22 protein-coding genes are annotated in these 25,068 nt (G+C 44.6%); 8 read left to right on the top strand and 14 right to left on the bottom strand.

Annotated features, from left to right (window positions below; all coding sequences use genetic code 11):
• Nucleotides 1-254: 254 nt before the first annotated feature.
• Nucleotides 255-896, top strand: coding sequence for a hypothetical protein (locus G590_RS0112785; protein WP_155828768.1), 642 nt, complete (start codon nt 255-257; stop codon nt 894-896).
• Between the two features lie 548 nt (nt 897-1,444).
• Here the strand turns inward: G590_RS0112785 and G590_RS0112780 are convergent.
• On the bottom strand, nt 1,445-2,083 hold the full coding sequence (locus G590_RS0112780) for a response regulator (protein WP_022766062.1): 639 nt from the start codon (nt 2,081-2,083) through the stop codon (nt 1,445-1,447).
• Between the two features lie 56 nt (nt 2,084-2,139).
• A complete protein-coding gene (locus G590_RS20755) occupies nt 2,140-4,500 on the bottom strand; it encodes a response regulator (RefSeq protein WP_022766061.1) in 2,361 nt (786 codons plus the stop codon).
• A gap of 132 nt (nt 4,501-4,632) precedes the next feature.
• Between G590_RS20755 and G590_RS0112770 the strand changes: the two genes are divergently transcribed.
• Genes G590_RS0112770 through G590_RS0112745 form a run of 6 tightly spaced genes read left to right on the top strand, consistent with a single transcriptional unit; the run spans nt 4,633 to nt 13,104 of the window.
• Nucleotides 4,633-6,018: an efflux RND transporter periplasmic adaptor subunit gene (locus tag G590_RS0112770; protein WP_022766060.1), complete on the top strand. Its 1,386-nt coding sequence runs from the start codon at nt 4,633-4,635 to the stop codon at nt 6,016-6,018.
• Nucleotides 6,018-6,836, top strand: coding sequence for an ABC transporter ATP-binding protein (locus G590_RS0112765; protein ID WP_022766059.1), 819 nt, complete (start codon nt 6,018-6,020; stop codon nt 6,834-6,836). Before G590_RS0112770 ends, G590_RS0112765 begins: the two co-directional genes overlap by 1 nt.
• Before the next feature lie 29 nt (nt 6,837-6,865).
• Entirely contained in the window at nt 6,866-9,244 is a 2,379-nt protein-coding gene (locus G590_RS0112760) for an ABC transporter permease (protein ID WP_022766058.1), read from the top strand.
• Between the two features lie 37 nt (nt 9,245-9,281).
• Nucleotides 9,282-10,004, top strand: a complete 723-nt coding sequence (locus G590_RS0112755) for a response regulator transcription factor (RefSeq protein ID WP_022766057.1) — start codon at nt 9,282-9,284, stop codon at nt 10,002-10,004.
• Complete coding sequence (locus G590_RS0112750; protein ID WP_022766056.1) at nt 10,001-11,329, top strand: HAMP domain-containing sensor histidine kinase; 1,329 nt, start codon at nt 10,001-10,003, stop codon at nt 11,327-11,329. The genes G590_RS0112755 and G590_RS0112750 overlap by 4 nt, the downstream gene beginning before the upstream one ends.
• 59 nt (nt 11,330-11,388) lie before the next feature.
• Nucleotides 11,389-13,104, top strand: a complete 1,716-nt coding sequence (locus G590_RS0112745; RefSeq protein WP_155828767.1) for a response regulator — start codon at nt 11,389-11,391, stop codon at nt 13,102-13,104.
• Here the strand turns inward: G590_RS0112745 and G590_RS0112740 are convergent.
• The 4 genes from G590_RS0112740 to G590_RS21380 all read right to left on the bottom strand — a co-directional run bounded on the left by G590_RS0112740 (nt 13,099) and on the right by G590_RS21380 (nt 16,422).
• Nucleotides 13,099-14,604, bottom strand: a complete 1,506-nt coding sequence (locus G590_RS0112740; protein WP_022766054.1) for a 2-oxo acid dehydrogenase subunit E2 — start codon at nt 14,602-14,604, stop codon at nt 13,099-13,101. The genes G590_RS0112745 and G590_RS0112740 overlap by 6 nt on opposite strands.
• Nucleotides 14,604-15,338, bottom strand: a complete 735-nt coding sequence (locus G590_RS0112735) for a lysophospholipid acyltransferase family protein (RefSeq protein ID WP_022766053.1) — start codon at nt 15,336-15,338, stop codon at nt 14,604-14,606. The genes G590_RS0112740 and G590_RS0112735 overlap by 1 nt, the downstream gene beginning before the upstream one ends.
• 74 nt (nt 15,339-15,412) lie before the next feature.
• Nucleotides 15,413-16,036 carry a response regulator transcription factor gene (locus tag G590_RS0112730; protein ID WP_022766052.1) on the bottom strand — a complete coding sequence of 208 codons (624 nt, stop codon included), beginning with the start codon at nt 16,034-16,036 and terminating at the stop codon, nt 15,413-15,415.
• On the bottom strand, nt 15,997-16,422 hold the full coding sequence (locus G590_RS21380) for a hypothetical protein (protein ID WP_155828766.1): 426 nt from the start codon (nt 16,420-16,422) through the stop codon (nt 15,997-15,999). The genes G590_RS0112730 and G590_RS21380 overlap by 40 nt, the downstream gene beginning before the upstream one ends.
• A 277-nt stretch (nt 16,423-16,699) precedes the next feature.
• Between G590_RS21380 and G590_RS0112715 the strand changes: the two genes are divergently transcribed.
• Nucleotides 16,700-17,656: a succinylglutamate desuccinylase/aspartoacylase family protein gene (locus G590_RS0112715; protein WP_022766050.1), complete on the top strand. Its 957-nt coding sequence runs from the start codon at nt 16,700-16,702 to the stop codon at nt 17,654-17,656.
• Between the two features lie 18 nt (nt 17,657-17,674).
• On the opposite strand, the gene G590_RS0112710 is transcribed toward G590_RS0112715, so the two are convergent.
• From G590_RS0112710 to G590_RS20750, 8 genes are all read right to left on the bottom strand, one after another.
• Nucleotides 17,675-18,415, bottom strand: coding sequence for a DUF4198 domain-containing protein (locus G590_RS0112710; RefSeq protein WP_022766049.1), 741 nt, complete (start codon nt 18,413-18,415; stop codon nt 17,675-17,677).
• 22 nt (nt 18,416-18,437) lie between these two features.
• Nucleotides 18,438-19,199, bottom strand: a complete 762-nt coding sequence (locus G590_RS0112705) for a class I SAM-dependent methyltransferase (RefSeq protein WP_022766048.1) — start codon at nt 19,197-19,199, stop codon at nt 18,438-18,440.
• A gap of 38 nt (nt 19,200-19,237) precedes the next feature.
• Entirely contained in the window at nt 19,238-19,978 is a 741-nt protein-coding gene (locus G590_RS0112700) for an ABC transporter ATP-binding protein (RefSeq protein WP_022766047.1), read from the bottom strand.
• A gap of 1 nt (nt 19,979) precedes the next feature.
• On the bottom strand, nt 19,980-20,702 hold the full coding sequence (locus G590_RS0112695; protein ID WP_022766046.1) for an ATP-binding cassette domain-containing protein: 723 nt from the start codon (nt 20,700-20,702) through the stop codon (nt 19,980-19,982).
• 3 nt (nt 20,703-20,705) lie between these two features.
• Complete coding sequence (locus G590_RS0112690) at nt 20,706-21,524, bottom strand: ABC transporter permease (protein WP_022766045.1); 819 nt, start codon at nt 21,522-21,524, stop codon at nt 20,706-20,708.
• Complete coding sequence (locus G590_RS0112685; protein WP_022766044.1) at nt 21,525-22,448, bottom strand: ABC transporter permease; 924 nt, start codon at nt 22,446-22,448, stop codon at nt 21,525-21,527. It lies immediately after the preceding gene.
• Nucleotides 22,441-24,051 (bottom strand): ABC transporter substrate-binding protein, encoded by a 1,611-nt coding sequence (locus tag G590_RS0112680; protein WP_022766043.1) that lies wholly within the window; start codon nt 24,049-24,051, stop codon nt 22,441-22,443. The genes G590_RS0112685 and G590_RS0112680 overlap by 8 nt, the downstream gene beginning before the upstream one ends.
• Before the next feature lie 110 nt (nt 24,052-24,161).
• Nucleotides 24,162-25,022 (bottom strand): SseB family protein, encoded by an 861-nt coding sequence (locus G590_RS20750; RefSeq protein WP_022766042.1) that lies wholly within the window; start codon nt 25,020-25,022, stop codon nt 24,162-24,164.
• Nucleotides 25,023-25,068 lie beyond the last annotated feature (46 nt).

Genomic DNA, 25,068 nt, shown 5'->3' with positions numbered 1-25,068 from the left:
AGTTTATCTCTAAGAAATAAGTGCCTTTTTGTTACCTCTTTTACTTGATGAGTGAATATCTTTTCTGTTGTCAAAAATATTGTAAAAATAAAGAATATCAAAGGCTGCGTGACAATTCAATTTGTCAATGACATATTCTTATCACATGTGGAATGATGTAAAAAATAGGGTATCATTAATATAGATGTTTATACTAAGCAGGCATGGATGATACGTTTGTTTATCATGTTTCTGCAAGAAAGGAGAGTACAGATATGAGAATGACAGGCAAATTTGGGAGATTATTGGGGATTGTGTTGTCGGGGGTCATGCTCTTTATTGTACTTTCATCAAGTTCTGTAGCTGCTGAGAATCTGATCGTCAACGGCGATGCGGAGACTGGAGATCTTACCGGATGGAAAGAGTCAAAGGCATACACTGTTGGTGTGTGGAAGGCTACAGATTACAGCGACAGAGGCGGGCAGGTTACAGGACCTCATTCAGGAAAGTATTTCTTTATTCCTGTTGCTTCATCTGTTTCAGGGGATTATGATACTTTCCTTTTTAATGACGTGCTTATTCCGGAAAGTGCGAAGCCGGGAGATGTATTTGAAATATCCTGTTATGCACATACTTATGCTGATGACACTGAGGTTGAAAAAGATTTTGGCAGATTGTATCTGCGATTCTGCTATCCGGATGGAACATATATGCCGGATGAAAATGGAAATCCTAAGTGCATGTTCAAATATGAAACGATTGAAGGCACAGCAGATTGGAAACGCTACAGTGTTCAGATGAAGATGCCTGAAGGTGCCGGTGATATCCAGTACGGAATCTGGGCTTCACAGCGAGATGGCGGAGCTTTTGCAAACGTCAGCTTTGATGATATTGTGCTTGTAAATCTTGGGCAGTAAATAGATGCCCCTGATCGGAACAAAGATATAACTGAATAATGATAAAAGCCCTCTGCACAAAGGTTACCGATGGCAACTTAAAAATGGCAACATACCGGGTGCAGGGGGCTTTTTTATGATCCTAATATAGCCTTTGGTGGTAGAAATATTAGATCTAAAAACTTTGTTGCTCAAATTTTCTACATATACGCTAAAAAGTGTCCTCTGGGCGTAGAAAATATCTGAGCCCAAAATCTTTGTCCCTCATATTTTCTACCTATATGCTAAAAAGTGCCCTGTGGGTGTAGAATTTGCTGAAGTCGACTTTTTCATTTTCTCTCTATATCATAAAAAGTGCCCCGTGGGCGTAGAAAATCAGGCTTACAAAATTTTGGATGCCGATATTTTTCTCTATATATGACAAAAAGTGCCTCATGGGCGTAGAAAATCGGACAAATCAAGCCTCGCGCCAGTATTGAAGCACACCCCATCATAATCTGATTCATATCATTTAAAGAATATGGAAGCATATCTCCTCGTCACTTAATTATATGCTTCACGGGAAAATTTTAACCTGATTTCAGAAATTGACGTATATCCGACCTTCTTTTCATCCCGGTCTTCTCCAGGATCGAGGATACAATCCTTCTGACATAGCCGTAGGAATAACTGGTCTTATCTGCTATCTCCTGATTTGACAGGCCTTCTGCTATATACCCTGCTATCTTAAGCTCCAGGTCTGACAGGATATTCTTTAGACGTCCCAGATTTTCGTTTTCTATGGCTTTCTGTCTTGAAGGAGCTGTTATACGGTTCTTGATCCTGGCAAGGAATACGCTCTTTACGAAGGGCTTTGTGATATAGTCTGCTGCGCCATATTCAAAGCCCTTTATCTCAAAATCAGGCTCATCCTTGGCAGTAAGGAATATCACAGGGATATCTTTTCCCTCATCAAGGTTCTTTATCTCCCTTAGGGTCTCATAGCCGTCCATCCCGGGCATATCCACATCAAGCAGGATCAGGGAAAAGCCGATGCCCTTTTTTACAAAGTCAATGGCCTGCTTTCCTGACTTGGCAAGACTTACGCTGTAGCCGGAACTTATCAGTATATCCTCTACAGTGTTCAGCATATTTATATCATCATCTACACAGAGAATCCTGTAGTATTCCATCATACCCTCCGACCATGTGCCCGAACTTTCTTCCATAGCCTTCTCTCCCTTTTATCATAGCAGTTATACCGTAATAGATAAGTGCCTTTTTGTTACCTCTTTAATTTAAGTGCAAATTCCTCGGCTTTGTCAAAATCGATGTTCTTAATGCACCTTCTGATCTCGCCTATAACATCGGTCTCACCCACTTTATCAGCAAGATCATCTACATACTTTAGGGCCGGAGCCTGATTGCCATTATTTATGGCATCTATGAGCCTTTCAACAAGCTCATCCTTGTCAAGAACGGTTCCTACCGTATCTTGTACCTCCTCAAGAGATGGCTTTATCTTTTCAAATTCTGACAGGAAGGCCACAAGCCCTGTCCTGGCGCGCTCCCACTCCATGAAAAAGAGCTCTGAAGCAGCGTCAACGTATGTTCCATCGCTTTCTTTTGCCCGCTTCTCAAGTCTCTTGGCATTGTAATAAAGGTCCTCCGCGCCAACATTCCCGGAATTGCCCTTTAAAGAATGAGTCAAGCGTGCAACGTTCTCATAATCCTTGTTTTCAATGAACCGCCTGAGCTCAGACATATTCTTTTTTGCACTCTCTGCAAAAAACTCTGCAATCCTTACAAACTGCAATATATCACCGCTCAAGTGCTTCATTGCCATGTCAAAAGAGATATCGTATTGCGAGAGTATCTGCTTAAAACGCATAAGAGTCTCCTCCGGAACCTCAATCTGCGTCTGTTTCTCAATCTTTGTCACAAGCCTCTCCGGAAGATGCCTTATGAGTGTGCTCTCAAGGAGCTCCACGTCCAATGGCTTAAGAAGATAGTCGTCAAAGCCATTTTCCAAAAAGAGCTTTTTCCTCTCGGGCGTTGCATCCGCTGTAAGGACAATGATGGGAGTCTTTTTACCGGAATCCTTATCCATCCTTCTTAGCTCTTTCAAGGCCTCAATACCGTCAACATCAGGCATCATGTAGTCCATAAAGATAAGGTCATAGTCTCTGTCTTTACAGAGCTCATAGCACTCCTGGGCAGACTGTGCAGTATCCACCTTGATGAGAGTTCTTTTCAAAAGAGATTTAAGAACCGTCAGGTTCATATTGTTATCATCTACAGCGAGAATAACCGCCTCAGGGGCGATAAAAGATTCATTTAAAGAGATTTCTGTCTCCGTCTCGGTTCCGCGCCTTAGCGCGACATCGAACCAGAACTGGCTTCCCTCACCGTATTTACTCTTTACCTTTATCTGAGATCCGATGAGCTTTGCAAGGTTTCCGGATATCGCAAGGCCAAGACCTGTGCCTTCAATTCCGCGGTTTCGGACAATGTCGGATCTCTCAAAGCTCTCGAAGATCTTGTCCTGATCTTCTTTCTTTATTCCAATGCCCGTGTCAGAGACCTCAAATCGCATCTTTACGTTTCCGCCGTTATCTTCAAGCTTATGGATACTGAACACGACAATACCTTCTTTAGTATATTTAAAGGCATTAGACAAAAGATTCATCAGAATCTGGTTGAGCTTTCTTACATCACCCACAAAGTACCTGGGAAGATCCTTGTCCGTATCAACTACAAAATCAAGATGCTTGTTATCCGCTTCCTTCCTGTAAAAGAGTGCCAGCGAATCGATGAGGTTCTTCAGATCAAAGTTTTCCTCAAAGACCTCCTCTTTTCCCATATCAATCCTGGAAAGATCAAGGAACTGGTTGATCATGAACAGGAGCTGTCTGCCGGCAACATCTACGTTCTGGGAATATTCCAGTATCTGAGTGTTCTCCGCTTCTCTGGCGATCATCTCATTCATGCCAAGGAGCATGTTGATAGGCGTTCTTACCTCATGGCTGATATTTGCCAGCAAAATACTCTTGGCATTGCTGGACTCCTGGGCAAGACGCTGTTGTTTCCTGTATTCCCGAATATACATCAGGAAGATGATACCTATACCCACACTGGCCACGAAGATTCCGGTGAGCTGGTCTACGTACTGTGCCTGTGGTGTGTCAAACGGAGTAACCGTTTCCGGTCGATAATACGCAATATAACAAAGTCCCGCATAGAAAATGACATGAATAAACAGCATTACAATGCGAATCCATGGCGTACGATACATCAAAAGAGTAAACAGAATGCCAAAGGAGAAGAAATATGGCATTGAGCCATATAGGCCACCCATTTCGAAAAAGAGCATGCCAAACAGAGCCATAAATATGCCAAAGGAAGTTATAAGATATCCAATGAGATAATGACCTGTCCTGTCCACAAAAAGAACAAGAACTACACTTCCCACCGCAGCTGCCATGTTTATGAAAAATCCTGCCCAGTCTGTAAGTGTAAAGATCGACTGCACCGCTCCTATCAGACTGATGATCGCACCTGCAGTTCCCAGGAGCTTAAAGAACACCACATCAAGTTCTGTTTCCTTTTTGTAGAAGTTAATGAGTTTGGTTATCAGCTTATTCATGGGGACCTCTATCAAATATCAGTTAAGAATCAATTAATAATTACACAAGAGACAGCTTAAGACTTATTAATTTTATCGCGGTAAAGTAAGTATAGCAACAAACGTAATCGATTAAGTATGAGGGATGAAGTTATGATTAAAAAATTTTTGGGAAACAGGAAACTACTTATTATAATCGCCGCAGCGATCGCAGCTGTCACAATAGGAGGCGTTTCAATCAGTTCAAACGCAGCAATGTCAGTAAGCGCCTATGTTGTTGACAAGGGCGTCGTTGACAGTGAAGTTGAGGTAAACGGAACCGTTGAGAGCAATACAGAACGCAGCTACTATTCAGATGTTAATGCCAAGGTCGGCACAATCCACGTCAAGGAAGGCGACTTCGTAAAAAAGGGAGATCTCATCATCTCCTACGATCTTGAAGAAATTGAAAAACTTGAAACAATGGCAGAGCTCAAGGCCAAGGCCGATCTTGGAAGCTACAACAACTCCATGCAGACCGGCGGACGTACAGCAGGTCTTTACTCTGAGGCCAAGACAAACCTCGCGGTTCTTGATCAGCAGATAGCCGACACCCAGACAGCCATCACAAATACACAGAACAGGCTGACAGCGAGAAAAGCGGAGCTTGCAGACTTCGGCGCCAAGCTTCAGATATCTCTTATCGACTGGGCAGATAAGCCTGATTCCGATGAGTACGAGAACCTCCAGAAACTCGTTCAGACCAATGCATACGAGCAGCAATACGCTGACGACATCGTTCAGATGCAGGAAGAGCTTAACGCTCTGAACACTCAGCTGGCAAACTTCAAGGAATACAAAGCCGAGATGACAAGCCAGAAAGCCAGCACCGTCATGGGTCTTATGACCTCCGGCGCCAAGGATCAGCTCGCAGCCGTAAAAGAGTCAAATGAGCTCGCAACCTCCCTTGAGCTCGAAGATTACGCCAGGGCAAAAGAGGGGATCCGCGCCGAGTTTGACGGTGTTGTGACACAGATTGACGCTGTGGAGGGCGGAAGCATCGCCAAAGGCGCAAAACTCCTCACTCTGAAGTCCATATCTGATATAGTTATAAAAAGCAGTGTAAACAAGTATGATATAGTAAACATTGAAGAAGGCCAGACGGCCACAGTAAGTATCAAGAATAAAGACTATGAAGGCAAGGTTTCAAGGATCGAGCGCATGACCAAGGACTCCGGAACCGGCACAGGTATCGGCATCGAGATCACCTTGGATAAGCCTGACAGCGACATTATCCTTGGCCTCGAAGCTAAGTCCAGGATCCACACCTCCGATCTCACTGACGTTACCCGCATCCCTCTCGAAGCTCTCAACGAGGACGAGGAAGGCAGCTATGTCTTTGTCGCAAGAGACGGTAAGGCAGAAAAAGAGTTTGTAGAATGCGGCATCAGAAGCGATGACATGGTCGAAGTAAGATCCGGCATCGACGAAGGCTGTCTCGTAGTCTGGAAGGATTCCGTGGAAATAACCGACGGAATGGGCGTAAAGGTGAATAACTAATGGTAACAGAAAAGCAGAGAATTCTAAGTGCAAAAGATCTCTCCAAGACCTTTTCAAATGATTCCGTGCAGCAGCACGTACTGAAAAACCTGAATATTTCTATATATAAAGGGGATTTTACCGTAATCATGGGCAATTCCGGATCCGGTAAGAGTACTCTCCTCTATGCTCTCTCAGGTATGGACAGACCCAGCATGGGCACCATAACCTACTATACGGATGAAGAGGGAAAAGAGACTGATATCTCAAACTTCAGCAATGACAAGCTTGCCATGTTCAGGCGTGACCACGTGGGCTTTGTCTTCCAGCAGAACTATCTGAACGACAGCATGAGCGCCCTGGACAACGTCATGGTCTGCGGACTTCTTAAGAATACTGACAGAAAAGCACTCGCAGCTAAGGCAAAAGAGCTTCTTGAGAGCGTAGAGATCGGAGAAGCCGACTTTCGCAAGTTCCCGACCCAGATGTCCGGTGGACAGCAGCAAAGAGTTGCGGTGGTCAGAGGCGTTATAAACAGTCCGGAAGTTCTTTTTGCAGATGAGCCGACAGGCGCCTTAAACTCTCAGAATACAGAGAATGTCCTGAATATCCTCTCAAACCTCAATAATGAGGGTCAGAGCATAGTAATGGTAACGCATACCATCAAAGCCGCTGAGCGGGGAAACAGGATAATCTACCTCTCAGACGGAATTATCAGCGATGAAATCGACCTCGGCCCCTACGCCGGGGATTACAAGGATGAATCCAACCCAAGGCTGGAAGAGGCAAGGCAGCGCCATCAGCGCCTTAAGAACTTCCTTCAGGAGATGGGCTGGTAATCCTTACCTTTTTGAAAGAGGAACATACAGTGTACAGATTTTTCTTTATTGCCAAGAATAACATAAAAAAGCAAAAGAGCGACATGATAACCTTCTTTATCCTCTCCGCTCTCTCTGCCCTTTTTATCTTTATAAGCGCTTCCTTCCTGGCTGATACCGGAAAGGTTGTAGACACCAACAGAGAAAAGATAAATGCCGCCGATATCCTCGCCCTATGCGGACACAGCGAGCCGGTAATAGCCAAGCTTGAAGAAATCATAAAAGGCAATGTTTATCTCAAGAACTATGAGGCCGAAAATTACATTGATTGCAGTTCAAAATACAGATTAAAAGGCTCCAAGACCTGGATCGAATACCCATTCTACATCAGCAGCTACGAAAAAGAGATGAAGATTCAGACACTTAGCATCGACGCAAGCGGGTTTTCGGGAGATGATGTAATAATCCCGATTTCACTGAGTACCACCTTTGATATCGGCTCCACTCTGCAGCTTAAGATAGGCGATAACGTCTATGATCTTAATGTAGCAGGTTACAACGAGGATAATTTCTTTTGCTCACCCCTGAACATGGGAATCTACAAAATGTATGTATCCGATAAGCTCTATGAAACCATCCTCTTTGAAAACCCAAAGGGCGCCCTTGAAGGCCGTTACTTAAAGACTCAGCTTACAGATACCGCCAAAAAGAAGCACATTGATACAAATGCTCTCTCGGATGAACTTGGCGACGATCTGATGAACTGGTACAACGAATACTCCAAAGCTCATCCCGATGCGGAAATGTCCAGCGTCAATATCGTTCCCGCTGAGCTCATGAAGACAGGTTCCATGATCCTTCCTATGGTCTTTGTGGTAATGATCTTCCTTTTTGCGGTCATCATGCTTACAATAGCAATTGTTATTATAAATTTCAGTGTCAAGAACTTCATTATGACAAACATGAAAAACACCGCAATCATGGAGGCTTCAGGCTATACCGTAAAAGAACTGGTACTTATCCTTTTGTGCCAGCTTCTGCTCGTGGCCGGAATCGGAGCACTTATCGGAATTGTTATCGGCGCACTTCTCATAGACAAGATAGGGATCATCATCCTCATAACTCTGGGTCTTAAGTGGAACCAGCCCGTGAACATCACAGTGGTGCTTTGCGTATTCTTAGGAATTTGCCTGCTCGTTGCACTCCTTACCGTTTATCTCGGACGCGAATACAGCAAAGTCAGCGTTTTATCAGCCTTAAGAGGCGGCGTAAATACGCATAACTTTAAAAGAAATCTCTTTTCCTTCGACAAAACGGCTCTTCCGATCGCAGTTACACTCGCTCTAAAGGATACTTTCGGAAGATTCAGGAATCAGCTTGGCGTCATCTTTATCATGATGATCCTCTCTATATCTACCATCGTTGCCTTCGGCATGATGGACACTTACGGAAATGACGCCGGCGTGCTGGAAATGGGCGGTTTTGATGTATATGACGCATTCTTCTCAGGTGATGAGGCTATGGAGAACACCATCCGGGGCCTGAAGTGCGTAGAAAACACCAGGCGCGAGGTCTGGATGAGCGTCAACTACTATTTCAAGAGAAACAAGCAATCTATCACCACAAGGTCTTTTTCCGATACATCAACAATTGTGGGCGGATCCATAATTGAAGGTCGCTGGCCGAAATACCCCAACGAAGTTATGCTGGCCACAAATACCTCAATAAGGCTAGGCGCCAAAGTCGGCGACGTTGTGATGGTCAAGAACGACATGGCCGAGGAATCCTATATTGTATGCGGAATATCACAGACCATGAACAACATGGGAATGATGGCCTTTATGACAACTGAGGGTCTCTCCAAGGTCACAGCCCTTCCGGAAACCATGCAGGTCTGCGTCACCTTTAAGCCCGGTGTGACCTTTAAAGAATTTGAAAAAGAGTTTAAAGACCTCTATCCCGAAGAGGCGGTAACAGACTATCAGGAGGCTGCACACCAGACCGTTGGCCTTATTACAAGCGGAATGAAAGCTTTTGCTTTCTTTGTAACATTCCTGACCATACTTATCGTGGCCTTTGTTGAGTCCCTGATCGTCAGGACCAACATCAACAAGCAGTGGAGGAATCTTGGCGTCAGCAAGGCCCTGGGCTTTACCTCCCGCCAGCTTATCGGCCAGGTGATGATGTCCAACATGCCTTCGATCCTGCTTGGCGTATCGACAGGTCTTTTGCTCTCTCCTATCCTTGGCACCAAGCTCATGGTAGCGACCATGGCAATATTCGGATTTAAGAGAATAAACTTTAACATCGAGCCCATATCCTACCTTCTTACTGCACTCATCATCTGCGGAGTAGCTCTTTTGACCGCCGCATTCATGGGACGCAGGATAAAGACCCTTGAACCCGTTAAGATGATTACCGAAGAATAAACACTTTATGATACAATAATCCATACGGAGATAAATTATGCATTACAATTGTCTTATTGTGGATGATGAAACTGAACTTGCCAAGATGACTGCTGAGTATTTCAGGATGTTTGACGTTTCCACGGAGTTTGTGGAAAGCGCCGCATCCTGCCTCAGTTTCTTTGACGAGGGCAACACTGCGGATCTGGTGCTGCTGGACATCAACCTTGGAGACGGCTCGGGATTTGATGTTTGCAAAAAACTTCGCGAAGAAATGCAGCTTCCTATCCTGTTCATCAGCGCAAGGCAGAGCGACGATGACGTGCTGATCGCGCTGTCCATCGGAGGCGACGACTATATCAAAAAGCCCTACAGCCTGTCAGTCCTTCTGGCCAAGGTCAAGGTTAACCTGAAGAGAATAGCCCAGCTGAAAAGCGCACAGGGAACCGCCGGCGAGGCACAGGCTTCTGCGGACGGAGCACAGTCCGATAACGATAGCTCTTTTGTTATGGACAATCCCACCATGTCGGTCGTAATTGACGGCAACAGCATTCCGCTAAAGGCCAAGGAATACGCGCTTCTTGACTGCCTTTACAAGCACCGCGGCACCATCGTCAAGAAGGAAGTACTCTTCGACGAAGTGTGGGGAGATACATATTTCAGCGACAGTACACTCAACGTACACATCAGGAAACTCAGGGAAAAGATTGAAGAAAACCCAAATGAGCCCAAGCTCATAAAGACTGTTTGGGGGACAGGATACATTTTAGAGCTATCATGAAAAGTTTAAAACGGATATTCATCTCTTTTACCATATTCATGCTACTTATTCTGATCCTGTTCTACAACCTGAACAGGAAGACGGTTTATGGCAAAAGAGATATCGTATACTACAACGATCAGCTCCACAAGGTGTGCTCCGATATCGAAAACGGAATGGCTGAAGCCGATGTGGAGGACAAATACTCCTGTCATATTATTTTTGCAAAAGAGCTTGATGATCCGGAGCTCTCTCAGCTCTACGCCTCAGGCGCTCTGGTCCTGGATCTTAGCGTGGATGGTCAGTATGTTGGGAAAGTGGCCTGGAACGACAAGGAGGATAACTTTAACAATACCAGACGTCAGATTTTGAAAGTCGCAATGCTACTGTGGCTCGCAGTGCTCATTAGCGGCTATCTTTTGCTGTTGTACATGTACACAGTCTTTTTAAAACCCATAGAAGAACTTAAAGACTTTGCCACAGATATCGCCAAAGGCGATCTTGATAAGCCCCTTCCCATCCGCAGGACCAACATGTTCGGCAGTTTTGTGGAAGGCTTTGATCTCATGCGCGAACAGCTCAAACGCTCAATTGACAGAGAACGAACCTCTGAGATTGCGCGAAAAGAGCTTATTCAGGGCCTTAGCCATGACATAAAGACTCCGCTGGCTGTCATTAACGCCACCTGCGAAGTCCTGGATCTTAAATATTCCCGCAAATTAAGAGAGCTCTCTTCTGCTCCGCAGACACAGGATCAGGGCGAGAGGCTCTCAGAATGCAGCGATACTCTGGATAAGATAAAAACCATATCCACCAAAGCCGGCACCGTAAGCTCACTCCTTAACGATGTGATGCACGCCAGCCTTGAGGATATGGAAAAGATCAGTATAAATGTCACCGAGGAAAGCTCGGTTCTCATCGAGGATAGGATAAAGAGCCTCTCCTCCTTTGGAAATATCATACTTGAAAACCACATCCATCCCTGCCTTGTCTACATGGACAGACAGCGCATGGAACAGGTCATTGACAATATTATCGGTAATTCTGCCAAGTACGCCGGCACCGATATCACAGTAAGCTTCTCAGTAACCGACGATATTCCGCAGGAAAACGGCAAAACCGAGAGTTTCATCAAGATCAGGATCCGCGACAACGGCCCCGGTGTCGATAAGGACGATCTTCCACTCATCGCCGAGAAGTACTACCGCGGCAAAAATTCTACGGATAAATCCGGCTACGGCCTCGGAATGTACCTCTGCAAAATGTATATGAACAAACAGGGCGGAGGTATGGAGTACTACAACGACAACGGATTCGTGGTAGAACTGGTGCTGAGAAAAGTGTGACATTGGAGCATATTCGGGATTATGATCATATTTTAACCTTTCCATGTTATAATCATTATATGGAAAATACAAAATCTCGCGTACTTATCGTTGATGATATGCGCATAAACAGAATAGTGCTGGCGTCTATACTGGCGACCCACGGAATCATCTCCGACCAGGCCGAAAGTGGCTTCGAATGCATCAATCTGTGCAGGACAAACGACTACGACCTGGTCCTTTTAGACCACCGCATGCCCGAGCTTGACGGAGTAGATACTCTTGTCAGGTTAAAAGAGATATTTAAAGAACGCGGTAAAGATGTTCCCATCATTTGTCACACCACGGAAGAAGGCCGCAGCAACGTAAATCTCTACAAAGCTGCAGGGTTTGCTGATGTCCTGATAAAACCTATTGATCCACGGGAGCTCTATGAAGCCATTATGGTATACCTTAAGGATGAAGGGGATCCCTCTTATCATGAGGATGATGCTTCTTATGCTTCCATCTTGTCCAGTGCCGAAACAGTAAGCAGTAAAGGCGCCGGGAATTCCGAATGTGATATCAAAGAAGAAATTGAAAAGCTTCCTGTTTGGCTTAAGATCATCCCACAGCTGGATCTAAGCGCAGGTGTTACAAACTGTGGCGACTACGAGGATTATCTGGACGCCTTATATATCTTTTACTCTTCTGTGGATGAAAAAGCCGACGAACTCGAGGGTTTCCTTGAGCATGAAGACTGGACAATGTATGCCCTCAGAGTCCACTCCTTAAAAAGCATCACAAGACTCATCGGCGCCAAGAAGCTCGGAAAAAGCGCAGCAATGCTGGAAGCTGCAGCCAGAGAAGAAAACTACAGCCTTATAAAAAGAGAAACAGGTGACTTTCTAAAGTCCTACAGGGATTTCAAGAATTCCTTATCTCCTATTGAGGAAGAAGATATATTTGCCAAGAAGGCAAAAGAGCCTGATCAGGCACCGCCTGCGGCTTCCAATGAAAACAATCCCTTCCGCCGCCCTTCAATTCTCTATATCCAGAGTGGCGAGGGAATTATCAAAAAAAGTATCGAAAAAAATCTTACAGAAGCAAAGTTCAACGTCATTACAATACCGGATGAACCCGACAAGATCATTACCGGAAGAAATGAAGCTGACATCGTGATCTACAATCCGGGTACCAACGATGCATCCAATATCGGTATAACCATGAATCTTCTTGGAGAAATATGCCAGGATGATTCTAAGATACTGTGCCTTACCGGAGAGATCATCGACATCAACAAAGCCATGGCCTCAAACGGCTCACACAGAGTATCCAAAACCTATCCCAGGCCCGTAGATATTGAAACTTTTGTAAATGATATGGTGTTCTTTACGGAGCTGGAAGCTGACTTCCACAGAAAGAAGACTGTCTTTATCGTTGATGATGATCCCGGTTATCTGTCAGTTATCCATCACTGGCTGAGCCCACTTTATAACGTGCAGTGCTTTAACAGCGGAAGTGAGATGCTGGCAGGACTGTCCACGGTAACGCCCGACCTTTTATTGCTTGATCTGGAGATGCCCAAAATGGACGGTTTTGACCTTATGAAGATCATCCGCACAGATTATACCGACCCCCGTATCCCGATAATACTCCTTACAGGTAACAGCAATAAGGATATCGTATTCCACGTTCTTGAGTACAAGCCTGACGGATATCTTCTAAAAACCTCACCCAAAGAGAACATCCTTGATGTGATTCACAGGTTTTTTGCTGAATCCATGTTCAAGCTCTCTCGCGGAGACATTTCATAAATCTTCAGGAAGTGTCTTCTCCATGAGTTCCGGATTCTCTATGAGCATTTTTACCATCTTCATGGATCTTGCGTAATAGAAGCCGTCTGATATCCTCTCATCTATTGTAAAGGCGAGATCGAGTTCTCTTTTGGTTGTAACGGTTCCGTCCTGATTGAGATATGTTCTGTTTTTCTTGGTTCCGACGATCACAAAGATGGAGTTGGTTCCCCAGTTCATAAGATGATGATATCCGATATCCATTCCAAGAGAACCTAAATTGGTAAGAACCACCGAGCACTGATAAGGATCGGTAGCAATGACGGATTGCGGCATCCATCCGTGCTTGTCCAGAAATCTTGCAACAGCGCCAATAAAGTGCTTGCAGGGGAGCTTTTTAATAAAATTCATCGCTTCGGTCGATTCATCGTTCTGAGTTTTGCAGAAGGCAATCTGCTCTCTGACTTTTCGGCTGATACTCTCAAGGTTGTCCGTATCATCGGCTACAATTCGCGCCAGAGTCTCATCACCTTCGTCTCTGAACTCTTTTTTTACTGTAAAAGCTGCCGTGATATTATTTCGCTGGTACATGGTCTGATTGGCTATGAATCGGTTCATCTGCGGCCTCAGCCTTAACATCTTCATAGCAGCTGCGATTACAACATCAAAAATCGCTATTCTGTTATCCGGATGACTCTTATTGTACTCACGGATGTACTCCTCAGTTCCGGAAATATCTACCGCAAGCTTCATATATGCTTCATTATCGCATCTGTTCGGGTACATCAGAGGCATTATATAATGCATTGCGTCAATATCTCTGAGCTGTGTCCCGTCTCGTCTGTCTCCAATTTTTCTTTTTCCCAATTTAATGTCCTTTCCAAATAATAACAGTTCAAGAAAAACATACATCACCAGCGCAGCCCATACATCAGTATAGGAATGCTGTTTGACAAAGCATACGGAAATGCAGATCATAAATCCCCAACAGGTGATCAGTATCTTTTTCCAAATCTTAACATTCCCGGCAGTCAGCCACGCTGATAATACCGCAAGTGTGTATCCCACATGCAGGGACGGACATACGCCCGTAGGTGTATCTGCGGAATATATGATTCCCAAAAGCCATGTACAAAAGTTATCATGCTCAAAGCTTGTCGGTCGAAGAAATTGAACAGATGGCCACACGATATATGTAATAACGGCAATTATCTGCATTCCTATCACTATTTTCTGGGCCCTGACAAAACTCTTTATGTCGTACAATACAAAGGCCAGCAGCGACCAGATCATAAACAGATACCAGGAAACATAAAACAGCACGAAGTACTCATTAAAAGGTATCAGATCGTCAACAACGCTGTGGACCACATGGCATTTGCTCTCCGGAATAAGTCTTTCGGTAACAAAGTACATAAAAAAATACACGACCCATCCAAGAAGTAACAGAAGGTGTCTGTATTCTTTACTTGTAATATTTGATAATCTCAGTTTTCTATAATCAACAACAGGTTTCTTCATTACATTCTTTCATTATACGGATAATTCTTTTTTGAGACATTGGGATAGGGCACCACACGATGTCTCGGCATATCATAAGCAATTTCGGAAATGGCATCCTGAAGGTATGTACATATTCTGTCGGCTTCCTGCCCTCCCGGCAATTCCGGAGAATACAGGATAGGCTTTCCGATAACGAGCTTTCTCAGCTCGGGACAGACATACATGGGAACAAACGGGACAATCTTCCCTGTCATTCTGTAATAATACTTGGCCACATGTACAAAGCCCCTCTGAAACTCATGGACGATATTATTATGTTCCGTGTAATCCTCCGGAAAAATGACCACCTTGGCGTTATCCTCAAGTTTGTCACAGGAAATCTGAAAGGTCTTCATAACACGCTTGTCGCGGTAAACCGGTATAGTATAAGCATTGGTAAAGACTATCTCTGCAAGCAGGGGGATAATGTATGAGAACAGTCTGAAAAAAGGTCGTATCAGAGCCGGTTTCCCGGACCAGAAATCGCTATAGGCATAGTCTGCAACCTTTTCTTTTTCCATCATTTCCGAAATGCACCAGGTATAATGCTTGCCGGGAAAGTAAAGCTCGGCAGCCAGAGGCCCAAAGGCCTGAGAATGATTACCCACTACAACAGCAGGGCCATCAGGAAGATTGTCTATCCCCTCAACTTTATATACCGGCATCACCCATGACACCACTTTTCTTATCATACGATAAATAAATCTCTTCAACACTTTCCTCCGGGACAGATTTTATCCATCCAAGGTAACAGTATATATCTTTTTTCATTTATCGCCAATATGAACTATTCGTTTATAATGATCCCCAGATGTCTGGCTTTTACTGCCAGTTCAAGGCGACTGTGATATCCTGTCTTCTGAAGCATGTTGGAGATATGCATCTTGACTGTCGACGCTTCGATACAGAGTTTGTCTGCTATTTCGTTGTTTGATGCACCGGTGACAAGCTCTCGTAAAATATCTATCTCCCTCTCGGTGAACTCATCGCTCATCATATTCCCGATTGAGATTCTCTGGGTGTTTTCAGGATATACGGTTTCGCCGTTCATAACCCTGTTCATAATCTCAATAAGCGGCTGTTCCTGGACTTCCTTCTGCCAGAATCCCTCAACACCTATTTCTTTGGCCCGTTTCTCATAGGACAGTTCAGGCATCGAAGTCACAATGATCACTTTGACATGCGGCTTTACAGCCTTTATTCTTGCAGCAGCATCGAGACCGTTCATGCTCCCCGGAATCAGTACATCCATGATGACAAGTTCCGCATCATATTTTTCAATATATGACAGAGCCTCTGCAGCCGTAGGCAGAGAAGCAACCAGGGTATATTCACTTGCATCTGTAACTGCGTTTTCAAATATCTCACGTATCATTCGCAGATCCTCTGCGATAACAACTCTATGCCCCATAGTTTACTCCCATGTATTCTCCCGCCTTCGGCAGGTTTATATTCATAACAAACTCGGGAGCACCGATAACTTCCATGGTTCCCCCTATAGTTTCCAGTTTCTTCAGTATCAACAGTTTCAGCGACTTCTTCAGCCTCTTCTACAGGCTCTTCTACAGGCTCTTTTACCTCTTCATCGTTCTCTTCATCAACTTCTGTCTCAGACTCGGGCTCCTGTAATTCTTCAGGTTCTTCCTCTTCAAATTCCTCAAACAGAATTCCACCATCATTTTCAGCATCAGCAAAAGAAACCACGCTGTAGCCGATTGACGTCGTGGCGATAAGTATTGTTGCAACTGATGTAGCAAAGACTTTTCGCCAAAGTTTCCGCACTTTCTTATTCAGCATAGATATGCCCCCTCTCATATTTTTAATCTCAGCCCACGGCTGAAACACACATTAAAAACAGCGCCCTAGCACATCTATGCTAAACATTTACGTTCAAAACCGCTACCGCCAAATGGAGGTAATTTTATTTCTTTTTCAAACTTTTTTAGATAATTTTAATTCACGATAAGCATGAAATTGTTTTTACATCTTCAGCTCCGCACCCATAACCCCCCTGGGGGCTTGTAAGCCCTGGCCTTATCATGATAACCTTGCCTCTGAAGCGAGGTTTAATACTATGGAGACAATAAATATAGCCGGACACGAACTTACCTCCGGCAAGACGATAAAAGATCATATACATGTCGGTGGAACTGAGATACACATTCCCCACATCATCATCTGCGGAGAAAAGCCGGGCAAAACCGTTCTTGTCACAGCCGGCATTCACAACGCAGAATATGTTGGCATTCAGGCAGCTATTGAGCTCTCTAATGAGATTTCTCCCAAAGAACTTTCAGGAAATCTTATCATCATCCCCTTAGCCAACAGGTCAGGTTTTGAAAACAGAACCATGTCCCTTGTTTATGAGGATGGCAAAAATCTCAACCGGGTCTTCCCTGGAGACAAGGATGGTTCAGCCGCTGATCGACTGGCTAATCTTCTGTTTGATGTTTTTATCAAAAACGCCGATGCTTACATTGACCTGCATAGCGGAGACGGATACGAGACTCTTATCCCCTACGCATACTACGTTGGAGCTTCTCCTGCCAGCGATATTGCAAAAAAGATGGTGGACTGCGTCAACGCCTCTTACTGCGTAAAGAGTACATGCACCACCGAAGGTGCCTACAACACAGCCTCCATGGCCGGAATTCCAAGTGTCCTCATAGAGCGCGGCCAGCTTAGTCTCCTTCCAAAGGATGAGGTACAGGCAGACAAAGAGGATGTGCTGAACATTTTGAAGTTCCTTGGCCTTATCGAAGGAGAGTACAAGATCTATCCTAAAACAGAGCTTAGAGAATTTAGTGATGACGCCCCCTTCACCGGCTGCTGGTATCCGGAGAAAAAGGTTGGAGACAGATTCTCAAAAGGCGATAAATTTGGCGAGATAAGGGATTACTTTGGAAGGCCCCTTCACACAGCCATTGCCGATACTGACGGAGTTCTGATCCACCAGTGCTCATCTCTTAGCATAATAAAGAATGGTCCCATGGTGACCTACGGAGTAATACAAAAACAGGATGCATGTTAAATGCATCCTGTTTTTGTATTACCTCTTAACGTATGTGAATGTTGAAGCTATCTCTTTGCTGTCATAGATTCCGGGAATTCCTTCCGCCAGCGGAGTTCTTGTAACGGCCATATACACACCCTTTTTCTCCACTGAGAAGAATATCCTGCCTTCCTCATCTGTGTTCAGAATTCTCTCAAAATACTCTTTTCCATCATAGTGCACCACAACTACTGTAGATCCTTTAAGCGGGAATTTGTCGTGAATAAGCTTTAAATGAAGCACATCGGTGTCTGCTTCCCATGGATCAGGAACGAAGCTTACTCTGGACTCATGGATAAACTCGGGAGTTCCCTTCTTATCCCCGACAGTTATGTTTGTCACATATATCTGAGGATAATTCTTGGCATCAAGAATATCAGGATATGTCCTCCTGTCGCCCTCATAATACACGTCTTTTTCATCTCTTACATAATTGTTGTCATAGATACACATAAGGGTGTAAATACCCTCAGAAACAGGCGTAAAACGAAGCTCATAGTAGTCTCCCTGCTCATCGCCGGGGCCCTTGACCGGTGTTATTGCTATCCTGTTTCCTTTTTCATCTGTGGCAAAGGCTCTTATCTCATCAAGGCGAAAGAACCCGTCAGGCCTCATGTGATGTCCCCATCTCATTATTCCGCAGACTTCTTCCCCCGGCTCATATACACTCTTGTCTGTGATTATCCAGGCTTCGTGGCCATATACCATCATATCTGTTGTATCAATTCCTCTTCTCATATCAAACTCCATTCCCTTTATTTTAAATCACTGCTTTCCGGGCCTTTACAAGAAACATCCTGTCAGGCATATAGAACTGATCCTTTTCGCCGTACAGTATATCTCCAACCCCAAGATCAGTAACTACATCTTCATAACCAATTCTCTCAAGAACCGCCTTATCCCACTCAGGTCTGTCCAAAGTGCTTATAGATAACATGTGATATATATCGTGGCACTCCTCTATCATGGCGTCAGTAACATTTTTGTGGGCAAGGTTCTGCATCTGGTCATAGTGATGAAACCCCTTGGCATACTCAGCATCGTACACAAGCAGCGTTCCTCCCGGCTTTAACACTCTGTGCCACTCCATGTAGGCTTCCACCGGATGCGGAAGTGTCCAGACAAGGTTTCTGTTTATCACCAGGTCAAAAGAACTATCGGGGAAATCCAGCTTTTCTGCATCCATAACTTTAAGGTCCGCCTTTGCTCCATGGCGAGTAAGAAGTTCTTTTCCCTTCTCTATCATCTCAGGCGTAAGATCCACACCGGTCACGTCAAAATCAAAATCCGACAGCACCATTTCGAAAAAGCCTGCTCCGCACCCAACATCCAGCACAGTCAGCTTATCCTCAGCCGAAAAATGCCTTAAAAACTCCGTCTGCCACAGCTGCTTCTTCTTGCTGTGTATCTCCTCGTGTTTGTGCTCACTAAAACTCTCCGCTCTCTTGGACCAGTAGGTCACTACTTTATCCTTTATATCTGTCGCTTCCTCCTCAAAAGGAATCTGCATAAGTTTAGTCATATTACTACGTATACCCCAATTATCTTTCTAATACTAAGTTATTCGATCAGATTATCAAGCAGTTCTTTTGTGTACTCATGCTGTGGATTCCCGAGGACTTTACCGGTCTCGCCCTCTTCCACACATTCTCCGTTTTTCATGACCATTATCCTGTCGCAGAGCATGCTCACCAGGGCAATGTCGTGGGAGACAAATATGATCGACACCCCTTCTTTCTCACGCAGCTGCTGCAAAAGAGCTACTACCTGAGCCTGAGTTGTAACATCCAGCGCACTTGTTGCCTCGTCGCACAAAAGAATCCCGGCATCAGAACACAGTGCCCTTGCAATTGACATTCGCTGGCACTGTCCTCCGGACATGTTGCCTGCCTTTTTCTCCAAAAGACCTTCATCAAGCCCGACAGCCTCAAGGATTCTTGACAGTTTTTCATGACCACAGCCCTTTGAAGCTTCTACAACGGCTTTTTTCATCTTCATTCTTGGGTCAAAAGACATCTGGGCATCCTGAAATATCATCTGCAGAAAAGTTCCAGCAAAGGCCGGCGACTTACCTGTATACTCTGTTCCCTTATAATAAAGATTTCCACTATCAGGCTTTTCCAGACAGCTGACGTGACGAAGAAGAGTACTCTTTCCGCTTCCGCTCTCGCCTACGATCCCAAGAATCTCTCCATTTTTCAGGAAGAAACTCACATCCTTTAAAGCCTGTAATTTTTTGCCTTTATCAACGTAGCTTTTATTTAGATTTTTTCCTTCTAAAATTATATCTGAATCCGGCATATCAGCTCACCTTCAGTCTTGGTACGGCCTTCAAGAGATTCTTTGTGTACTCGTTTTGTGGATTCTCCAGTATCTCTTTTGCAGGGCCATACTCAAGCATCCTGCCACTTTTCATGATTCCAATGTAATCAGCCATTTTAGATGCAATACCCAAATGGTGGGTAACCATCAAAATGGTAGTACCCTTTAGTTTGTTGATCTCAAGAAGCTGCTCCACAACCATCCCTGCTGTTTTAACATCCAGGGCGCTTGTAACCTCATCGCATAATAAAATTCCCGGCTCCAATAGCATTGTTGTGGCAATGGCCATACGCTGGTTCATGCCTCCTGACAGTTCATAGGGCCTTGACATAAGTGCTCTTGACGCATCATTTAGTCCCAGGATCCGGAGCGTTTTCTCCACTTCCTCTATCTTAAAGTCGATGTTATTGCTCTTTAGCGCTTCACTGATCTGTGCCTTGTAAGTCCTTATGGGATTAAAAGATCCCCCGGGATTCTGCGGCACAACGCCAAACAAAATGTCTTTTGGGGTCTCTATACTACCGTTTGTTACAGTCACACCTCCAAAGCCATGAATAGCCTTCAGAAGCGTAGATTTACCGCTTCCGCTCTCGCCGACGATGCAGACTCTTTTACCTGCTTCCACCTCAAAAGAAATATCATTTATAACATTCTCATCACCGTAGCCGGCAGAGAGATTGCTTATCCTAAGTATTGTATCCATGCATTAGTCCTCATCTCTGTATTCCATGACGCAGTCCCCAAGATAGTTAAATACTATGATGGTGACTATGGTGGCAATTGCCGGATACAGCACAGCCCAAGGTGCTATCTGTATATACGCCCTGGATTCATTGATCATTGATCCCCACTCAGCAGTGGGTGGCACAACTCCAAGCCCCAAAAAGGACAGGCCCGAGATACCAATCATGGTGGTTCCTATCTGCGTAAGCGCATTTGTAAGAAGTGGTGCTATTATATTGGGAAGTATGTGGGCCATCATTATAGCCGGCCCACTCTTTCCCGCCAGTTTTGCAGCTTGCACGTAGGGGCAATTCTTTATGGCAAAAGTATGACTCCGTGCAAGTCTGGCAAACCCGGTCCACATAGTTATTCCCAGCGCGATCATGGCACTTGAAAGTCCTCCTCCAAGAATGCCCGCAACCGCGATGGCTACTACCATCTGAGGAAATGCCAGCATAATATCGGCAATCCTCATCGTAATTTCATCCAGTATCCCGCCATAATATCCGCTAAGGACTCCGATAATGCTTCCCAGGATGAAAGAAATCGCAACCAATACAAATGTAGCTGCTATAGTTGTCCTTGCTCCATATAAAACCCTTGAAAATACGCATCTTCCGAGGTTATCTGTTCCAAACAGGAATTCCCCCGACGGAGCTGACCTTATGGCTGATGCGCTTGTTGCATATGGGTCATTAGGTGCAATTACATTTGCGAAAAGTGCTATAAGCACCAAAAGCAGTGCAACACCTGCAGATACTATTACTTTTATTCTGTTAATCTTTTTCCGTCTACGGTTCATTTAAAAAGACCTCGGATCCAAAAGTCTGTAAGTAATATCAACTATCAGATTTATCACAACATAGATTGTTCCCATGATGAGCACAAATCCCATGATCACAGGGTAGTCTCTGGCTGTGATGGAATCCATCACAAGTTTGCCGATGCCCGGCCATCTGAATATGTTCTCAATAACAACGCTGCCACCCATCAGGGTTCCGATCTGAAGACCGATTATAGTAAGTATGTGTCCAAGACTGTTTCTAAGGACGTTGTTGATTAGAATAAATCTGCCCTTTACCTTTCTGGACTTCATCCCCACAACATACTCTTCCCCAAGCTGATCCAAGAGTTCGCTTCTTATCTGTCTTGTAAACCTGCCCGCCATTGGTATTGCCAGAGAAAGTGCAGGGAGCATAAGTCCTTTGATACTTCCATCTGCAATTACAGGAAAGACCTTGATATGTATGCAAAACAGATACATCAAAAGTACTGATATCAGGAAATTCGGAAGGGAATTACCTATAAATGAAAAGAGCCTGACGATATGGTCTACCAATTTTCCCTTTTTGACCGCTGACCATATTCCCAGTGGAAAAGAGATTATAAGCGCCAGAAACAGACTGGTTAAAGCCAGCCCACATGTGTTTTTAAGCCCTTTTATCAGTTTAGGCGCAACGGGAAGATCATCCTTAAAAGAAACACCAAAATCTCCTCTAAGGACATTCGAAAGCCACTCTGCGTACCTAACGATAAAGGGGCGGAGGAGGCCAAGCCTCTCCCGCTCCGCTTGCAGTATTTCTTTTGTGACCACCACCCCCTGGGAGGTGAGTCTCTTTTCCGCAGGATCACCGGGAGCCAGATACATTATGCCAAACACTAGAAAGCTCAGCACCAGAAGTATCAGGACAAGTCCAAGGATCCTTTTAAATATCTGTTTAGCCATTAATGTCAGTCTCTGCGTCTACTCCATAGAAATCGAAAGGAACATACTCAGCAAATCCGCTTACGCCCTTACGAAGAACTGTTGTGTTATTGAAAAGTCCAACATATCCAAATGCATTGTCATCTATTGCAATCTGAACGATCTTGTTGGCAAGGTCTGCTCTCTTTGCAGTATCTGTCTCAGTTCTGAGCTCCTCGATCATGCTCTGGCATTCAGCACTCTCAAATCCACCTACATTGTAGTAAGCTCCGTCTGCAAGAGTTGAATCAATAAAGTACAGAGGATCACCTGACTTATCAGCGATCATGCAATAAAGAGCAAGATCAAAGTCAGCGTTTGCAATGTAAGTAGCATCAGGATCTTCCTCAACTCTAAGTGTTGAATCAACACCAATAGCCTTAAGCTGTTCCTGGATCAGGATTGCAAGAGTATCAAGAGATCTTGCTGCATAGTATGCAATGCTGATGCTAAGCTTCTGACCATCCTTCTCGTAGATGCCGTCAGATCCGAGTGTATAACCATCGGCCTCCAAAAGCTCTTTTGCCTTGGCTGTATCTACTGCAGGAACACTTACCTTACCATAAGCAGCTGATGTTGAGAAAGGGCCAACTGCTGCAGATACCGTACCTGAAAGGTACTCTGCGATCTTATCCTTATCAACTGTGAGGTTGATTGCTTCTCTCACAGAATCATCAAGTGTATTCTCATTGAGAATGTAGAACTGAAGACGTGCACCGGGAATTGAAACTACATCGTACAGATCGGGACTCTGGTTATAGACCTCAAGAGCTGCAGATGAAACGCTGTTGTAGCAGTCGATCTCGCCGCTCTGCATTGCAAGGAGCTTGGGATCATCCTCCTGCATATAGTAGAATACAGCGCCGTCAAGCTTAACATCGCCGCCCCAGTAGTTTTCGTTCTTTGCTACTGTTACGTCTCCCTCAGGAACAAACTCTGTAACAACAAACGGGCCTGTGCATATTGGTGCGTTGTCAAAATCTGTTGTTGCATCAAGATCGACCATTCCGCACTCAGGGCTTGCAAGGTCGTTCTTAAGAGTAGGATAAACTTCCTTAGTATCGATGACGATTGTCTTGTCATCTGAAGCGGTCATTTCAAAATCGCCGAGATAAGCAAATCTGCTGTTCTCTGTTGCAAGACGCTGAAGGTTTCTGATTACCATATCAGCTGTAAGAGGGTTTCCGTTTGAGAACTGAACTCCATCATTAAGTGTTATGGTCCATGTGCTTCCATCAGCGACTGCGTCCTTAGCAAGGCATGGAACAGCGCTCATGGTCTCGTCGAGCTTAAACAGTGCCTCTGAAACTCCATAAATTGATGTGTACCATCCATAATATTCCTTGTGTACATCAAGACTTGGATAAGCAAAAGATGCTGCAGTGTGAAGAATCTTTTCACCTGTAGCTGTAGACTGACTTGCGTCAGCTGTCTGATCATCAGATGTTGTTGCCTGTGTATCAGCAGATGCCTCAGATTCTGTTGTCTGAGTCTCTGTTGTCTGAGTTCCTGCACCGGAACCACAGGCTGCCATTGATAATGTCATGGTTGCAGCAAGCAGTGCTGCTAAAAATTTTTTCTTCATAATATAGTATCCTCCATTGTGCCTAAATTACCTCACACAATGGAAAGGATATCATTGGGAAATCAGGCTCACAAGCCCCCCGGGGGGTTATTGCCATGCTCTCCGTTCTGTCAGATTCCCTGCATACCTTCTATAATGTTTAGCATGTCATTATCTATGATGTACTCATTGGTAAATGCATTGATCACAATGCCGGAAAGGTCTCTTTCATTGTTTCTGGCCAGTTTTATGGTATCCATAAAGCTGCTCCTGGTCTTGGTGAAATTCTCTCCGTACTCTCCCATCTCTTCTGCTGTTGAAAAGACCGGAAGGTAGAATTTATCTTCATCTTGAAGGATGTCAGGGAAAAGAGTCAGAGAATCATTGCCGGATTCTTCCGGAATCGCAACACATGGGACCCATACATTGCTGTTTCTTAGGATCTTCATAAGTTTCAAGGCATTGAGATCTGTGCTGTTTCTGCAGCAAATCTCCACTGCTCTGGTCAGAAACGATCCATCCTCCAAAAGCTCTTTTGTTATAGGATTCTCAGGAACGGAATACTCAACACCGTCATCTGCATCCAGAATGATACGGATCAGTTCACGGGAAAGCATGAAAGCATCATCACTCCAGGGATTGACAATAAAACCCTCTGCCTCTGATGCTTCTACGCATGCCTTGAGAGCTGCATCTATGAAATGTGATATTACCTGGCTCGGCTGGCCTTTCTCAAATTCCTTTTGTGATGTGAACACTACATTCCAAACCTTACCATCGTTCGTATTAATACCCCTGAAGGAGTATGTCATTTCAGCGCCATTATGCGTAACAACCGGAATTACGAAATGTCCGTCAGCATGCATTCTGGTTCTTATGCTCTCAAGGACGGATATAAGGTTCTCGTTGCTTTGATCTGCATGGAATGTAGAAATAGCTTCGTCGATAATCTCATTGCCTTCAAGAAATGGATCCCTTACTTCCTGATTCATAGTAATGCTCCTTTGCTGTTTACGATTAATTACATCATATATCTAT

The organism is Butyrivibrio sp. XPD2006 (assembly GCF_000420865.1).
Lineage (GTDB): Bacteria > Bacillota > Clostridia > Lachnospirales > Lachnospiraceae > Butyrivibrio.
The sequence above is the reverse complement of the archived record's forward strand: the minus strand, read 5'-3'. Positions and strand labels throughout refer to the sequence as shown.

What these genes read in the sequence shown, in the direction of transcription:
- G590_RS0112785 (WP_155828768.1), top strand. Translation starts at nt 255, where the DNA reads ATGAGAATGACAGGCAAATTTGGGAGATTATTGGGGATTGTGTTGTCG.
- G590_RS0112780 (WP_022766062.1), bottom strand. Translation starts at nt 2,083, where the DNA reads ATGGAAGAAAGTTCGGGCACATGGTCGGAGGGTATGATGGAATACTAC.
- G590_RS20755 (WP_022766061.1), bottom strand. Translation starts at nt 4,500, where the DNA reads ATGAATAAGCTGATAACCAAACTCATTAACTTCTACAAAAAGGAAACA.
- G590_RS0112770 (WP_022766060.1), top strand. Translation starts at nt 4,633, where the DNA reads ATGATTAAAAAATTTTTGGGAAACAGGAAACTACTTATTATAATCGCC.
- G590_RS0112765 (WP_022766059.1), top strand. Translation starts at nt 6,018, where the DNA reads ATGGTAACAGAAAAGCAGAGAATTCTAAGTGCAAAAGATCTCTCCAAG.
- G590_RS0112755 (WP_022766057.1), top strand. Translation starts at nt 9,282, where the DNA reads ATGCATTACAATTGTCTTATTGTGGATGATGAAACTGAACTTGCCAAG.
- G590_RS0112750 (WP_022766056.1), top strand. Translation starts at nt 10,001, where the DNA reads ATGAAAAGTTTAAAACGGATATTCATCTCTTTTACCATATTCATGCTA.
- G590_RS0112745 (WP_155828767.1), top strand. Translation starts at nt 11,389, where the DNA reads ATGGAAAATACAAAATCTCGCGTACTTATCGTTGATGATATGCGCATA.
- G590_RS0112740 (WP_022766054.1), bottom strand. Translation starts at nt 14,604, where the DNA reads ATGAAGAAACCTGTTGTTGATTATAGAAAACTGAGATTATCAAATATT.
- G590_RS0112730 (WP_022766052.1), bottom strand. Translation starts at nt 16,036, where the DNA reads ATGGGGCATAGAGTTGTTATCGCAGAGGATCTGCGAATGATACGTGAG.
- G590_RS21380 (WP_155828766.1), bottom strand. Translation starts at nt 16,422, where the DNA reads ATGCTGAATAAGAAAGTGCGGAAACTTTGGCGAAAAGTCTTTGCTACA.
- G590_RS0112715 (WP_022766050.1), top strand. Translation starts at nt 16,700, where the DNA reads ATGGAGACAATAAATATAGCCGGACACGAACTTACCTCCGGCAAGACG.
- G590_RS0112710 (WP_022766049.1), bottom strand. Translation starts at nt 18,415, where the DNA reads ATGAGAAGAGGAATTGATACAACAGATATGATGGTATATGGCCACGAA.
- G590_RS0112705 (WP_022766048.1), bottom strand. Translation starts at nt 19,199, where the DNA reads ATGACTAAACTTATGCAGATTCCTTTTGAGGAGGAAGCGACAGATATA.
- G590_RS0112700 (WP_022766047.1), bottom strand. Translation starts at nt 19,978, where the DNA reads ATGCCGGATTCAGATATAATTTTAGAAGGAAAAAATCTAAATAAAAGC.
- G590_RS0112695 (WP_022766046.1), bottom strand. Translation starts at nt 20,702, where the DNA reads ATGGATACAATACTTAGGATAAGCAATCTCTCTGCCGGCTACGGTGAT.
- G590_RS0112690 (WP_022766045.1), bottom strand. Translation starts at nt 21,524, where the DNA reads ATGAACCGTAGACGGAAAAAGATTAACAGAATAAAAGTAATAGTATCT.
- G590_RS0112685 (WP_022766044.1), bottom strand. Translation starts at nt 22,448, where the DNA reads ATGGCTAAACAGATATTTAAAAGGATCCTTGGACTTGTCCTGATACTT.
- G590_RS0112680 (WP_022766043.1), bottom strand. Translation starts at nt 24,051, where the DNA reads ATGAAGAAAAAATTTTTAGCAGCACTGCTTGCTGCAACCATGACATTA.
- G590_RS20750 (WP_022766042.1), bottom strand. Translation starts at nt 25,022, where the DNA reads ATGAATCAGGAAGTAAGGGATCCATTTCTTGAAGGCAATGAGATTATC.